Genomic DNA, 14,044 nt, shown 5'->3' on the forward strand with positions numbered 1-14,044 from the left:
GAAAGTGCTATAATTTAAATTGAGTATAACATTTTTTACAATGAGGTGATTTATATGAACAAAGGGAAGGTACTCTTAGCTACCAGCGCTCTGCTTTTATCAGCTGGTGTACTGGCAGCCTGCTCAGGAGGGAAATCTAGTAGCTCTGGTGGTCAGACATTTAGCTATGTCTATACCCAGGATCCGGATACCTTAGACTACTCGATTTCCAATAAAAAATCGACTTCCGAGTTTACAGGAAATGCGATAGATGGCTTGTTGGAAGTGGACAAGTACGGGAACTTGATCCCATCGCTTGCTAAAGACTGGACTGTTTCCAAGGATGGCTTGACCTATACTTATAAACTCCGTAAAGGGGTCAAATGGATGACTTCTGAAGGGGAAGAATATGGAGAAGTCAAAGCCCAAGACTTTGTCACAGGCCTCAAACACGCGGCAGACAAGAAATCACAAGCGATTTACTTGGTCCAAAAATCTGTCAAAGGCTTGGATGATTATGTATCAGGGAAAACATCTGATTTCTCAACTGTTGGAGTAAAGGCTATTGATGATTATACCGTTCAATATACCTTAAGCCAACCGGAAAGTTTCTGGAATTCTAAGACTACGATGGGGATCTTGATGCCGGTTAACGAAGAATTCCTGAAATCTAAAGGAGATGACTATGGTCAAGGAACTTCTCCATCTAGTATCCTCTACTGCGGTCCTTATTTGATCAAGTCCATCACTTCTAAATCTTCTGCGACCTTGGAAAAGAACCCAACATATTGGGATGCGGATAATGTCAAGATCAGTAAAGTCAAGTTGACCTATTATGATGGACAAGATTCAGAATCCTTGATCCGTGGATTTGATAAAGGCGACTATACGGTTGCCCGTGTCTTCCCAAGTGGCTCTAACTATAAGAGTGTAGAGAAGAAGCACAAAGACGATATCGTCTTTAGTGACCAAGGTTCCTCAACCTACAACCTTTCCTTCAACATTGACCGTCAGTCTTATGAAATTACAGCCAAGACCACAGATGCTCAAAAGACTTCAACTAAGAAAGCAATTTTAAATAAAGACTTCCGTCAAGCCATTATGTTTGCCTTCAACCGTAAGGCATATGTAGCTCAGGCGAACGGGGAAGCTGCTGCCAATAAGGTCATCCGTAATACCTTTACGCCACCAAACTTTGTCCAAATCGATGGCCAACAATTTGGGGATGCAGTAGAAAAAGACTTGGAAGCTTATGGGGATGAATGGAAAGGGGTCTCTGTCGCAGATGGAAAAGATACCCTCTACAATCCAACCAAGGCCAAAGAAGAGTTTGCCAAAGCTAAGGCAGATTTGCAGGCTCAAGGAGTTGAATTCCCAATTCATTTGGACCTTCCAACTTCTTCAACTTATACAGAAGGAATCAAACAAGCCCAATCCTTCAAACAGTCGATCGAGTCAACTTTAGGAGCAGAAAATATTGTTATTGATCTGAAAATGATCTCAGATGATGACCTGCAACGGGTTACCTACTTTGCTGAAAATGCATCGCAACAAGACTGGGATTTGAACAATAACTTGGGTTGGGGACCAGACTATACGGACCCATCTTCTTACATTGATATCACTAGTGGTAAATCTGGCGAAAATGCCAATGCCTACTTTGGATTCGATGCTGGTACGGATAATGCGGCCGCAAAAGCAGCTGGTTTTGATGAATACGATCAATTGATCGAAGATGCGCACAATGAAACCAAAGATGTGAACAAGCGTTACGAAAAATATGCTGCCGCTCAAGCTTGGTTGACCGATAGTGCACTCTTGATTCCGATCCATTCAGATGGAGCTTCTCCAGGTGTTCGTAAGACTGTACCATACTCCGCAGCCTTTGCTTGGACAGGCCACAAGGGTCAATCCTTCAACTATAAATATTTGGAAGTTCAAGACAAGGTCGTATCGGCTAAAGACTACGACAAAGCGCGTGATCAATGGAAGAAAGAAAAAGAAAAATCCAATAAAAAAGCGCAAGAAGAACTTGAAAAGCATGTGAAATAGACTTTTCTTGAAGAAAACAGGAGAGACAGGTCCCGTATGGGACCTGTCTTTTTCTTTGTCTGAACCTTTAAAAATCGCCTAAAAATGGTATAATAGGAGCATCACGAAAATTGGAGAGACGCTATGAGTTTTTACAATCATAAAGAAATCGAGCCTAAGTGGCAAAAATACTGGGCTGACCATCACACTTTTAAGACAGGAACAGACGCTTCAAAACCTAAGTTTTATGCTTTGGACATGTTCCCTTACCCATCTGGAGCGGGTCTTCACGTAGGACACCCAGAAGGCTACACAGCGACTGATATCCTTAGCCGTTTCAAACGTGCCCAAGGTTACAATGTCCTTCACCCAATGGGATGGGATGCTTTTGGTTTGCCTGCAGAGCAATACGCTATGGATACAGGGAATGACCCAGCGGAATTCACAGCGGAAAACATCGCCAACTTCAAACGCCAAATCAATGCGCTTGGCTTCTCTTATGACTGGGACCGTGAAGTCAATACGACAGATCCGAACTACTACAAGTGGACGCAATGGATCTTCACCAAGCTTTACGAAAAAGGTTTAGCCTATGAAGCGGAAGTGCCAGTAAACTGGGTTGAGGAACTAGGCACAGCTATCGCCAACGAAGAAGTTCTTCCAGATGGAACATCTGAGCGTGGTGGCTATCCAGTTGTTCGTAAACCAATGCGCCAATGGATGCTCAAAATCACTGCCTATGCGGAACGTTTGCTCAACGACTTGGATGATCTGGACTGGCCAGAGTCTATCAAGGACATGCAACGCAACTGGATTGGAAAATCAACTGGTGCCAATGTCACCTTCAAAGTAAAAGGGACTGACAAGGAATTTACCGTCTTTACGACTCGTCCAGATACTCTTTTCGGTGCGACCTTCACTGTTTTGGCTCCTGAACATGAACTAGTAGATGCCATCACGACACCTGAACAAGCTGAAGCTGTAGCAGACTACAAACACCAAGCTAGCCTTAAATCAGACTTGGCTCGTACAGACCTTGCCAAGGAAAAAACAGGGGTTTGGACTGGTGCTTATGCTATCAACCCTGTCAATGGCAAAGAAATTCCAATCTGGATTGCCGACTATGTCCTTGCTAGCTACGGTACAGGTGCTGTTATGGCCGTACCTGCCCACGATGAGCGTGACTGGGAATTTGCTAAACAGTTTGGACTTCCAATCGTAGAAGTACTTGAAGGTGGGAATGTTGAAGAGGCTGCTTACACAGAAGATGGCCTTCACGTCAACTCTGACTTCTTGAACGGTCTCAACAAAGAAGAAGCGATTGCTAAAATCGTGTCTTGGCTAGAAGAAAAAGGCTTTGGTCAAGAAAAGGTGACCTACCGTCTCCGCGACTGGCTCTTTAGCCGTCAACGTTACTGGGGTGAACCAATCCCAATCATTCATTGGGAAGATGGAACTTCGACAGCCGTTCCAGAAAGTGAACTCCCACTGGTCTTGCCAGTAACCAAGGACATTCGTCCTTCAGGTACTGGGGAAAGTCCATTGGCTAACTTGACAGACTGGCTGGAAGTGACTCGTGAAGATGGAGTCAAAGGTCGTCGTGAGACCAACACCATGCCACAATGGGCAGGTTCAAGCTGGTACTACCTCCGCTATATCGATCCACACAACACAGAGAAATTGGCTGACGAGGACCTTCTCAAACAATGGTTGCCAGTTGATATCTACGTGGGTGGTGCAGAACACGCCGTGCTTCACTTGCTTTACGCTCGTTTCTGGCACAAATTCCTCTATGATTTAGGTGTCGTTCCAACTAAGGAGCCATTCCAAAAACTCTTTAACCAAGGAATGATCTTGGGAACTAGCTACCGTGACCACCGTGGTGCTCTTGTGGCAACTGACAAGGTTGAAAAACGTGACGGTTCTTTCTTCCATGTGGAAACAGGAGAAGAGTTGGAGCAAGCGCCAGCTAAGATGTCGAAATCTCTCAAGAACGTGGTCAACCCAGACGATGTGGTGGAACAATACGGTGCGGATACCCTTCGTGTCTATGAAATGTTCATGGGACCACTTGATGCTTCCATCGCTTGGTCTGAAGAAGGTCTGGAAGGAAGCCGTAAATTCCTTGACCGTGTGTACCGTTTGATCACAAGTAAAGAAATCGTTGCGGAAAACAATGGCGCTCTAGACAAGGTTTACAACGAAACTGTTAAGGCTGTTACAGAGCAAATCGAGTCTATGAAATTCAACACAGCCATTGCTCAACTCATGGTATTTGTCAATGCGGCGAATAAGGAAGACAAACTCTATGTGGATTATGCCAAAGGTTTTATCCAATTGATCGCTCCATTTGCACCTCACTTGGCAGAAGAACTCTGGCAAACAGTGGCAGCAACAGGCGAGTCTATCTCTTATGTGGCTTGGCCAACATGGGACGAAAGCAAATTGATTGAAGACGAAATTGAAATCGTCGTTCAAATCAAAGGTAAAGTTCGTGCTAAACTCATGGTCGCAAAAGATCTGTCTCGTGAAGAATTGCAAGAAGTCGCTCTGGCTGATGAAAAAGTCAAAGCAGAGATCGATGGCAAAGAAATCGTGAAAGTGATTAGTGTACCTAACAAGCTTGTAAATATTGTAACGAAATAAATTTAAAAATCCTTCAGAGCTAAGTTCTGGAGGATTTTTGAGTGAATTTGGAGGAAAAATAAATATTTCTACATAATTTTATGGAAATAAATCACTATTTAAAGAAATTTTTAGTTTTATCCCTCAAAATGCTTTTATTTTTTGAGCGAATACATTATAATTATATCAAAGAAAAAGTTTAAAGGAGATTTCTTATGTCTAAGAAAATCAAGGATGAAAACGGAAACGTTTATGTGAAAAAGACACCTTTCTACAAGAAATGGTGGTTTATTTTGCTTGTAGTGCTAATTGCTTATGGTGCTGTAACGAAGGGTGGAGGCTCTATAACTTCAAATAATTCAACAAGTAACTCAACAGCAACACAAACAACCAGTTCCACTGATCAAGCAACTAATGATAAAAAAGGGGAAACGGCAGTATCAGAAGAGAGTAAGTCTACCGAGAAGAAATCTGTAGCACAAGCTATGCCCAAAATTGGTGAAGTTACTAAAGTGGGAGATGTTGAATATATTGTAAATTCTAAATCTGTTTCTCAAAATGTTGGGGGAGAGTACGGAAAAACAGCAAATGGTAGTTATTTGATTTTGAATGTAACGGTAAAAAATTCAGGGAAAAAATCAATTACTGTTACGAATGATTTCTTTAAACTGCTAAAAGGTGATACGGAGTATGAAACTGATAGTGTAGCTGGTATGTATGCTAATGAGGAAGGGAAATTCTTTCTTTCAGAGTTAAATCCGGAAAACAGCATTACTGGTAATGTGGTTTTCGACCTGAATGCAGAAACTGCTAATGCATCAGGACTTGTATTACAAGTACAAACAGGTGTTTGGGGTACACAAAAAGGAAAAATAAACTTGGATTGATAAATCGTTTATGTGTAGACATTAACCCTTATCTCTTTCATAAAAAAAGCTTCGGTAGGAAGAACCCTACCGAGGCTTTTTAATAAATTTCATTCTGCATTACAGTGAACAGATGTAAAACTCAGTGTTGTTCTACAAGGAGTTTAAATGTTGCTCTTCTTCCAAGAAAAATTGTGAAAAAGAGAAAAAGTCAGGCAATTTTGAGGTCTTCAAGAATTCTTTGAAGACCATCTTAGAAAAAAATGTTATTTCGATATCGAAATAGTTGACAGATGTAATAAGCAGTGGTACAATGACTTTGATATTTCGATATAGAAATAAAAAGGAGACAAAATGGACAAGATGCAAGGGGGCTATCAAGCTTTACAGATACGCTTGTTAAATGGGCGTATCTTTCAAAAACTGCTGAGTAAGGAACCAGATGCCCTATACCGAAGTGAACAAGGGAAAATTTTAACGATTTTGTGGAAGCAAGAGTTGGAGTGCGCTACTGCGACCGATATCGCTCTTGCGACGGGTCTAGCCAACAATACATTGACCAGTATGGTTAAGAAATTGGAAGAACAAGGCTTGGTTACGATTCAACCTTGTACGCAGGATAAAAGGAAAAAATATATTTCTTTGACAGACCTTGGTTGGGCGCAAAAAGAAATCGGTGACCGTGTCAGCAAAGAACTTGGAGAGATTTTTTACCAAGGATTTTCCAATCAAGAAATCCGAGAATTTGAAGCCTATCAAGAGAGAATTATCTCAAATCTAAAGGCTAAAGAAAATGACATCTAGGGAAAGGAGGCAACAGTTATGATTGGAATTACAGGTGTAACAGGGAAATTAGGCTCTTATGTAGCGGATCTTGTCGATCAGCAAGGAATTGCTTCTATCCATCTGGCAAGAAGCCCAGAGCGTGCAAAAGTTTACGCGTCAGCGGAAATCCGTAGAATGTCGTATACCAATACTCCAAAAGTGATTGAGGCCTTAAAGGGGATCGATACCTTGTTGATGGTCTCTGCTCGGGAAAATCCAGAGCGTGTCAAGGAGCACAAGGAGTTTTTAGATGCCGCAAAGCTAGCGGGGGTGCAGCATATTGTTTATACCTCCTTTTATGGGGCAGATGAGAAGGCAACTTTCACCTTGTCTCGAGATCATGCCCAGACGGAAGCCTATATCAAGAAGTTAGGATTCACCTATACATTTTTGAGAGATAATTTTTACTTGGACTTCTTGATAGATATTGCTCTTGAAAATGGAGAAATTCGTGGTCCGGCTGGCAGGGGCCGTGTGTCAGCAGTTGCCCGTAAGGACACATCTAGTGTTGCTGCAGAGATTCTCTTACATGCTAAGAAATGGGAAAATCAAACCTTGAATCTAACAGGACCAGAGGATCTTTCTATGGAAGAAATCGTAGAGATTCTCTCAAAAGAGACCGGTAAGACCATCACGTATGTAGACGAATCAGTAGAAGAAGCTTATGAGTCTCGGAAAAAATGGTCAGCACAAACTTGGGAGTACGATGCCTGGGTCAGCACCTATACAGCGATTAAAGCTGGGGAACAAGCTGGGGTTTCTACAGATGTCGAAAAGGTATTAGGACGTCCAGCTATGAGTTTAATAGATGTTTTGAAAGAAAGACAGTTGCTTGAGGAAGATTGATGATTGAATACAAACATGTAGCCTTGCGCTACACGGATAAAAACATTTTAAAAGATGTTAATCTCCGCATTGAAAATGGAGAATTCATGGTGCTAGTGGGTCCTTCAGGATCTGGAAAGACCACCATGCTTAAGATGATCAACCGTCTTTTGGAGCCGACAGACGGCAATATCTATATGGATGGGAAACGCATCAAGGACTATGATGAACGGGAGTTACGTCTCAGTACCGGCTATGTCCTTCAAGCCATTGCCCTATTTCCTAACTTGACCGTTGCGGAAAATATTGCTCTGATTCCTGAGATGAAGGGCTGGAGCAAGGAGCAAATCACTTCGAAAACAGAAGAACTCTTAGACAAGGTTGGTCTCCCTGCGGCAGACTATGCCCATCGTTTACCAAACGAGCTATCGGGTGGGGAGCAACAACGGATTGGCATTGTGCGCGCCATCATTGGGGAACCAAAAATCTTACTCATGGACGAACCTTTTTCAGCCTTGGATGCCATCTCTCGAAAGCAGTTGCAGGCACTTACCAAAGAACTGCACAAAGAATTCGGTATGACCACTATTTTTGTGACCCATGACACAGACGAGGCTTTGAAATTAGGCGATCGAATTGCAGTACTGCAAGAAGGAGAGATTGTACAGGTAGCGGATTCTGAGACCATTCTTGCCAAGCCAGCCAACGACTTTGTCGCAGATCTATTTGGAGGTGCTCACCATGTCTAAACTACTTGCAACCTTTCAAGAACGCTTTGGGGACTGGCTCACTGCACTGGGGCAACATTTGCAACTGTCATTACTGACCTTGCTCCTTGCGATTTTTCTAGCTGTTCCTCTAGCTATTTATTTGAGTATCCACAAAAGAACAAGCAACTGGGTCTTACAGCTAGCTGGTATCTTCCAGACCATCCCTTCCATGGCTCTTTTGGGGCTTTTCATTCCCATTATGGGGATTGGGACGCTTCCGGCCTTAACAGCTCTTGTCATCTATGCCATTTTCCCCATCCTTCAAAATACCATCACCGGTTTACAGGGGATTGATCCAAGTTTGGAAGAAGCTGGGATCGCCTTTGGAATGACCAAGTGGGAGCGACTCAAGAAGTTCGAGATTCCCTTGGCCATGCCCGTCATTATGTCTGGGATTCGCACGGCAGCCGTGATGATTATTGGGACAGCTACCCTAGCTGCCTTGATTGGAGCAGGGGGACTTGGCTCCTTTATCCTCCTAGGGATTGACCGCAATAATGCCAGTCTGATTTTGATCGGTGCCCTGTCCTCTGCCTTCTTGGCCATCGCCTTTAACCTTCTTCTCAAATGGATGGAAAAGGCCAAATTGCGGACCATCTTTGCAGCCTTTGCTGTGATGGTTATTGGATTAGGAGCTTCTTATACGCCAAGTCTTCTTCCAAAACCGAAGAAAGAAAACCTGGTCATTGCTGGGAAGTTAGGACCAGAACCTGAAATTCTCGCCAATATGTATAAGATCTTGATCGAGAAAAATACGGATATGACAGTGACTGTCAAACCGAATTTTGGGAAGACCACCTTCCTCTATGAAGCCCTGAAAAAAGGGGATATCGCTATCTATCCAGAGTTTACAGGTACGGTGACCGAAAGTCTCCTCAAGCCGGCACCACAAGTCAGTCATGATCCAGAAGCAGTCTACAAAGCTGCTCGAGATGGGATCAAGCGACAAGACGACCTAGCCTTGCTCAAACCTATGGCTTATCAAAATACCTATGCTGTTGCAGTGCCTAAGAAGATTGCCCAAGAGTATGGACTCAAGACTATTTCAGATTTGAAAAAGGTGGAAGGACAACTCAGGGCGGGCTTTACGCTTGAGTTTAACGACCGAGAGGACGGAAACAAAGGCTTGCAGAAGATCTATGGTCTCAACTTACAAGTCTCCACCATGGAGCCAGCCCTTCGCTACCAGGCGATCCAGTCTGGGGATATTCAAATAACGGATGCCTACTCAACAGATGCTGAACTTGCTCGCTATGACCTGGTGGTCCTTGAAGATGACAAACAACTCTTCCCACCTTATCAAGGGGCGCCCCTTATGAAAGAAGCTCTTCTTAAGAAACATCCCGAATTGGAAGGTGTGCTTAATAAGCTAGCTGGTAAAATCACTGAGAGCCAAATGAGCCAGATGAACTACCAAGTCGGAGTAGAAGGCAAGCCTGCTGCTAAAGTAGCGCGTGACTTTTTGGTAAAAGAAGGATTTATCAAAAATTAACAAACAATTCTCAAGTCTTTGCACTTGAGAATTTTTTAATAGAAAGCAATTTTATATCCTTTCAGCAAGCTTTTGGGTTAGAAGGGGAGACCTTCCTTCAAAAAAATCTCCATTGAGTCTGGCTTCAAATTGTGTTACAATAAGCCTTGAAAATGAATGAAAGTATATGGAAAAAAGTATGAAAAAGCAACCAGTGATTGGAATTACAGGAAATGAAAGACCCTTCCCGGATGATCCAGACGCGAATATGAGTTATGCGGCGACTGGTTTTGTCGAAGCGGTCAAAGAGGCAGGAGGGATTCCCTTGATCTTGCCAATTGGAGATGCGGCCTTGGCTAAAGGCTATATATCGATGATTGATAAGCTCATCATCACCGGTGGACAAAATGTCTTGCCCAAGTTTTACGGAGAAGAAATCACCATCGACAGTGATGACTATCTCTTGAAACGCGATCTCTTTGAGTTGGCCTTGATTGAAGAAGCGCGTGCGGCTAAAAAAGCTATCTTTACCGTCTGCCGTGGGACCCAGCTCTATAATGTCGCTCTAGGGGGAACTCTGCATCAAGACATTGAACACCACTGGCAGGACAATCCAGGTCAGTACACCAGCCAAGAGTTGGTGACCAAGGATCAGACGATCCTGCAAGAGATCTATGGTAAGACCAGTCGCATCAATTCTTTCCATCATCAAAGTATTAAAGACTTGGCAGATGGCTTAGAAGTGATCGCGCGGGATCCTAAAGATGACGTCATAGAAGCCGTTCAGTCCACAGATAAGAGTCGTTTCCTCGGCGTTCAGTGGCACCCGGAACTACGTTTTGACAAGAGTCCAGCAGATCGTAAGCTCTTTGAATATGTCGTGACTCAATTGTAAAGAGGACCAGCCCCCTTAGGAATTTTTCCTAAGGGGCTTTTTCTTTAATCTGCGTAAGAAAGACTGTAAATTGTGCCTAGGTTTTGGGGAAGGATTCGCTACAATAGAGCTAGTAGAATGAGGAGGATTAGGACATGTATCAATTTCCAAAGGATTTTTTATGGGGGAGTTCGACCTCGGGCCCTCAAACGGAAGGACGTTTCGCCCAGGATGGAAAGGGAGACAATCTCTGGGATTACTGGTATAGGATCGAGCCCAACCGCTTTTATCAAGGGCAAGGACCAGAGAAAACATCGACTTTTTATGAACACTGGGAAGAAGATCTGGACCTCTTGTTAGAAACTGGGCACACCGCCTTTCGAACCTCTATTCAGTGGTCCCGTATTTTCCCAGAAGGACGAGGGGAGATCAATCAAGCAGGCGTTGATTTCTACCGTCGTGTCTTTGAAAAGATAAAGGAAAAAGGGATTCACCTCTTGGTCAACCTCTATCATTTTGATTTACCGATGGCTCTTCAAGAGCAAGGGGATGGTTGGGAAAATAAAGAAACCGCCTATGCTTACCAGGAATATGCGCGTTTTTGTTTCAAGACCTATGGGGATCTGGTCGATCAGTGGATCACCTTTAATGAACCCATTGTGCCTGTGGAGTTTGGTTATTTTTATGATGCCCATTTTCCTCATAAGGTAGACGCAGCAGCAGCTGTTAAAGTAGCCTACCACACCCAGTTAGCAAGCTCTCTAGCGGTCAAGGCCTGTCACGAGGTGGATTCTAATTTCCGTATCGGGATTGTGCTCAATTTGACACCAGCCTATCCTCGGAGCCAGCATCCAGAAGATGTGAAAGCTGCGCGTATTGCCGAGCTCTTTCAAGCCAAATCCTTCCTAGATCCATCTGTTCTTGGTCATTATCCTGAAGAATTAGTGGAGATCCTACGGGAGCGTGATCTCTTGCCGGATTATGATCCCTTTGAATTGCGCTTGATCGAGGAAAATACGGTGGATTACCTAGGGGTTAACTATTACCAACCACTTCGTGTGGCAGCTCCTCGTTATGCTCCAAATCCAGTATCTCCCCTACTCTTTGAACAATTTTATGAACCTTATGTTATGCCAGGGCGCAAGATCAATCCCCACCGTGGTTGGGAAATCTATGAGCAAGGCTTGTATGACATTGCCCAAAATATCAAGGAAAACTATGGCAATATCGAGTGGATCCTGACCGAAAACGGAATGGGGGTTGAAGGAGAGGAAAAATTCCGCAAGGACGGAGTGATCCAAGACGACTACCGGATTGACTTTGTCAAAGACCATCTTCGTGAGCTCCACCGGGCTATTCAAGATGGTGCCAACTGTAAAGGCTATTTGATCTGGACCTTTATTGACTGCTGGTCATGGCTCAATGGCTACAAGAACCGCTATGGCTTAGTTGAGTTGGACCTCGAAAGCCAAAAACGCACCCTCAAAAAATCCGGTCATTGGTTCCGTGGGTTGAGCCAGCAGAATGGATTTGAAGACTAAATCAAAATCCGCAGTCTGTGTTCCGTTCAATTTGAGTCTCCTCGCATTGTCGTTTTAAAGATTGGAGTCAAACAGTTTCCCAAACGGTTTGACTCTCAATCATTCCGAATGTCTGAAACTATTCTGTTTCAGGCATTTTTCTTACAGTGGAAATTTTCTTAGATGATTTTGTCTCTAATCTTAACCCTAACTTAACTAGACCAATTTTCTTGAATTTCCTAGTTGACAAACTAGAAGAAGCATTGTATACTGACTCCGCTGGTTGCTTTTTGGTCAAATTAGACTAGACCAATTTTAAAGCAACTGAGAAATCGACCATGGGTCGCTTGACTAAGTAAAGGGGAAAGTATAGCAAGGCTATATCGTAAAAACTATGTGCGGAATCGTTGGTGTTGTAGGAAATACAAACGCTACTGATATTTTGATTCAAGGACTTGAAAAACTCGAATACCGAGGCTATGACTCTGCGGGTGTTTTCCTGGCTAGTGAAGGCAAGAGCCAATTGGTAAAGGCAGTTGGCCGTATTGCAGAATTGTCATCTAAGGCAGAAGGTGTCGAAGGGACAGCTGGGATTGGACATACCCGTTGGGCCACTCATGGAAAACCAACTGAGGACAATGCCCACCCACACCGCTCTGAAACAGGTCGCTTTGTTTTGGTCCACAATGGGGTGATTGAAAACTACCTTGAAATCAAGGAAGAATACCTAGCCGGTCACCATTTCAAGGGGCAAACAGATACAGAAATCGCAGCCCACTTGATCGGAAAATTTGCTGAAGAAGATGGCTTGTCTACGCTCGAAGCCTTCAAAAAAGCCCTCCACATCATCCGTGGGGCCTATGCTTTTGCTTTGATGGATGCGGAAGATCCAAGCACCATCTATGTGGCAAAAAATAAATCACCACTCTTGATCGGTCTTGGCGATGGCTACAATATGGTCTGCTCTGATGCCATGGCCATGATTCGTGAAACCAACCAATACATGGAAATCCATGACCAAGAGTTGGTGATTGTCAAGGCTGATAGCGTTGAAGTGCAAGACTATGATGGAAACGTCAAAGAACGGGCTAGCTATACGGCTGAACTTGACCTTTCTGATATTGGAAAAGGGACTTACCCATACTACATGCTCAAGGAAATCGATGAGCAACCAACTGTCATGCGTAAGCTGATCCAAGCCTATACAGATGAATCTGGTCAAGTAGTGGTAGATCCAGCTATTATCAAGGCTGTTCAAGAAGCAGACCGCATCTATATCCTTGCGGCTGGTACCTCTTACCATGCTGGATTTGCATCTAAAAAAATGTTGGAAGAGTTGACGGATACCCCAGTAGAACTCGGTATTTCATCTGAGTGGGGCTATGGTATGCCACTTCTTAGCAAGAAGCCACTCTTCATCTTTATCAGCCAATCTGGTGAAACGGCCGATAGCCGCCAAGTGTTGGTCAAGGCCAATGAAATGGGCATTCCAAGCTTGACAGTAACCAATGTTCCGGGTTCAACTCTTTCACGTGAAGCAGACATGACCATGTTGCTCCATGCTGGTCCTGAAATTGCGGTAGCTTCTACTAAGGCTTATACGGCTCAAATCGCAGCCCTTGCCTTTCTGGCGAAAGCTGTTGGGGAAGCCAATGGCAATGAGAAGGCCAAAGCCTTTGATTTGGTGCACGAATTGTCTATCGTTGCCCAATCGATCGAATCAACCCTTTCAGAAAAAGAAGTGATCGACGAAAAAGTTCGTGGCTTGTTGGAAACAACCCGCAATGCATTCTATATTGGACGTGGCCAAGATTACTATGTTGCCATGGAAGCCAGTCTGAAACTAAAAGAAATTTCTTACATCCAATGTGAAGGCTTCGCTGCGGGTGAGTTGAAACACGGTACCATCGCTCTGATCGAAGACGGTACACCGGTCATTGCCCTCTTGTCTGATCCAGTCCTAGCCAGCCACACACGTGGGAACATCCAAGAAGTGGCAGCACGTGGGGCTCATGTTTTAACTATTGCAGAGGAAAATGTCGCTAAAGAGACAGATGATTTGGTCTTGACAGCGGTTCACCCTTACCTCTCTCCAATCTCAATGGTGGTGCCAACCCAATTGATTGCCTACTTTGCAACCCTTCATCGTGGGCTCGATGTTGATAAACCACGGAACCTTGCTAAGTCTGTAACCGTTGAATAAAATTATCTATGTAGAAAAAAACATCCTCGTTAGGTTTTTCCTAGCGAGGATGTTT

10 protein-coding genes are annotated in these 14,044 nt (G+C 43.8%); all 10 read left to right on the forward strand.

Translation table 11 applies throughout. The features are described 5' to 3' along the window. Nucleotides 1–54: 54 nt before the first annotated feature. The 10 genes from HMPREF2917_RS09140 to glmS all read left to right on the forward strand — a co-directional run bounded on the left by HMPREF2917_RS09140 (nt 55) and on the right by glmS (nt 13,989). Nucleotides 55–2,031 (forward strand): peptide ABC transporter substrate-binding protein, encoded by a 1,977-nt coding sequence (locus HMPREF2917_RS09140; RefSeq protein WP_070590362.1) that lies wholly within the window; start codon nt 55–57, stop codon nt 2,029–2,031. Between the two features lie 123 nt (nt 2,032–2,154). Continuing rightward, nucleotides 2,155–4,656 carry a leucine--tRNA ligase gene (gene leuS, locus HMPREF2917_RS09145; RefSeq protein ID WP_070590365.1) on the forward strand — a complete coding sequence of 834 codons (2,502 nt, stop codon included), beginning with the start codon at nt 2,155–2,157 and terminating at the stop codon, nt 4,654–4,656. 194 nt (nt 4,657–4,850) lie between these two features. Continuing rightward, nucleotides 4,851–5,522 (forward strand): DUF4352 domain-containing protein, encoded by a 672-nt coding sequence (locus HMPREF2917_RS09150; RefSeq protein ID WP_070590368.1) that lies wholly within the window; start codon nt 4,851–4,853, stop codon nt 5,520–5,522. Nucleotides 5,523–5,855: 333 nt separating this feature from the next. Then, nucleotides 5,856–6,305: a MarR family winged helix-turn-helix transcriptional regulator gene (locus tag HMPREF2917_RS09155; RefSeq protein ID WP_070590371.1), complete on the forward strand. Its 450-nt coding sequence runs from the start codon at nt 5,856–5,858 to the stop codon at nt 6,303–6,305. A gap of 18 nt (nt 6,306–6,323) precedes the next feature. Beyond that, a complete protein-coding gene (locus HMPREF2917_RS09160) occupies nt 6,324–7,172 on the forward strand; it encodes an SDR family oxidoreductase (RefSeq protein ID WP_070590374.1) in 849 nt (282 codons plus the stop codon). Next, the gene (locus HMPREF2917_RS09165; RefSeq protein WP_070590377.1) at nt 7,172–7,900 is read left to right on the forward strand and encodes an ABC transporter ATP-binding protein; all 729 of its coding nucleotides are present in this window, start codon (nt 7,172–7,174) and stop codon (nt 7,898–7,900) included. The genes HMPREF2917_RS09160 and HMPREF2917_RS09165 overlap by 1 nt, the downstream gene beginning before the upstream one ends. Beyond that, entirely contained in the window at nt 7,893–9,413 is a 1,521-nt protein-coding gene (locus HMPREF2917_RS09170; RefSeq protein WP_070590379.1) for an ABC transporter permease/substrate-binding protein, read from the forward strand. The genes HMPREF2917_RS09165 and HMPREF2917_RS09170 overlap by 8 nt, the downstream gene beginning before the upstream one ends. Nucleotides 9,414–9,591: 178 nt before the next feature. Further along, a complete protein-coding gene (locus tag HMPREF2917_RS09175; RefSeq protein ID WP_070590382.1) occupies nt 9,592–10,287 on the forward strand; it encodes a gamma-glutamyl-gamma-aminobutyrate hydrolase family protein in 696 nt (231 codons plus the stop codon). Nucleotides 10,288–10,421: 134 nt separating this feature from the next. Continuing rightward, nucleotides 10,422–11,807, forward strand: coding sequence for a glycoside hydrolase family 1 protein (locus HMPREF2917_RS09180; protein ID WP_070590385.1), 1,386 nt, complete (start codon nt 10,422–10,424; stop codon nt 11,805–11,807). Between the two features lie 373 nt (nt 11,808–12,180). Next, nucleotides 12,181–13,989 (forward strand): glutamine--fructose-6-phosphate transaminase (isomerizing), encoded by a 1,809-nt coding sequence (gene glmS, locus HMPREF2917_RS09185; protein ID WP_070590387.1) that lies wholly within the window; start codon nt 12,181–12,183, stop codon nt 13,987–13,989. Nucleotides 13,990–14,044 lie beyond the last annotated feature (55 nt).

The sequence above is a fragment of the Streptococcus sp. HMSC061E03 genome (genome assembly GCF_001813505.1).
Classification (GTDB): Bacteria; Bacillota; Bacilli; order Lactobacillales; family Streptococcaceae; genus Streptococcus.

What these genes read in the sequence shown, in the direction of transcription:
- HMPREF2917_RS09140 (WP_070590362.1), top strand. Translation starts at nt 55, where the DNA reads ATGAACAAAGGGAAGGTACTCTTAGCTACCAGCGCTCTGCTTTTATCA.
- leuS (WP_070590365.1), top strand. Translation starts at nt 2,155, where the DNA reads ATGAGTTTTTACAATCATAAAGAAATCGAGCCTAAGTGGCAAAAATAC.
- HMPREF2917_RS09150 (WP_070590368.1), top strand. Translation starts at nt 4,851, where the DNA reads ATGTCTAAGAAAATCAAGGATGAAAACGGAAACGTTTATGTGAAAAAG.
- HMPREF2917_RS09155 (WP_070590371.1), top strand. Translation starts at nt 5,856, where the DNA reads ATGGACAAGATGCAAGGGGGCTATCAAGCTTTACAGATACGCTTGTTA.
- HMPREF2917_RS09160 (WP_070590374.1), top strand. Translation starts at nt 6,324, where the DNA reads ATGATTGGAATTACAGGTGTAACAGGGAAATTAGGCTCTTATGTAGCG.
- HMPREF2917_RS09165 (WP_070590377.1), top strand. Translation starts at nt 7,172, where the DNA reads ATGATTGAATACAAACATGTAGCCTTGCGCTACACGGATAAAAACATT.
- HMPREF2917_RS09170 (WP_070590379.1), top strand. Translation starts at nt 7,893, where the DNA reads ATGTCTAAACTACTTGCAACCTTTCAAGAACGCTTTGGGGACTGGCTC.
- HMPREF2917_RS09175 (WP_070590382.1), top strand. Translation starts at nt 9,592, where the DNA reads ATGAAAAAGCAACCAGTGATTGGAATTACAGGAAATGAAAGACCCTTC.
- HMPREF2917_RS09180 (WP_070590385.1), top strand. Translation starts at nt 10,422, where the DNA reads ATGTATCAATTTCCAAAGGATTTTTTATGGGGGAGTTCGACCTCGGGC.
- glmS (WP_070590387.1), top strand. Translation starts at nt 12,181, where the DNA reads ATGTGCGGAATCGTTGGTGTTGTAGGAAATACAAACGCTACTGATATT.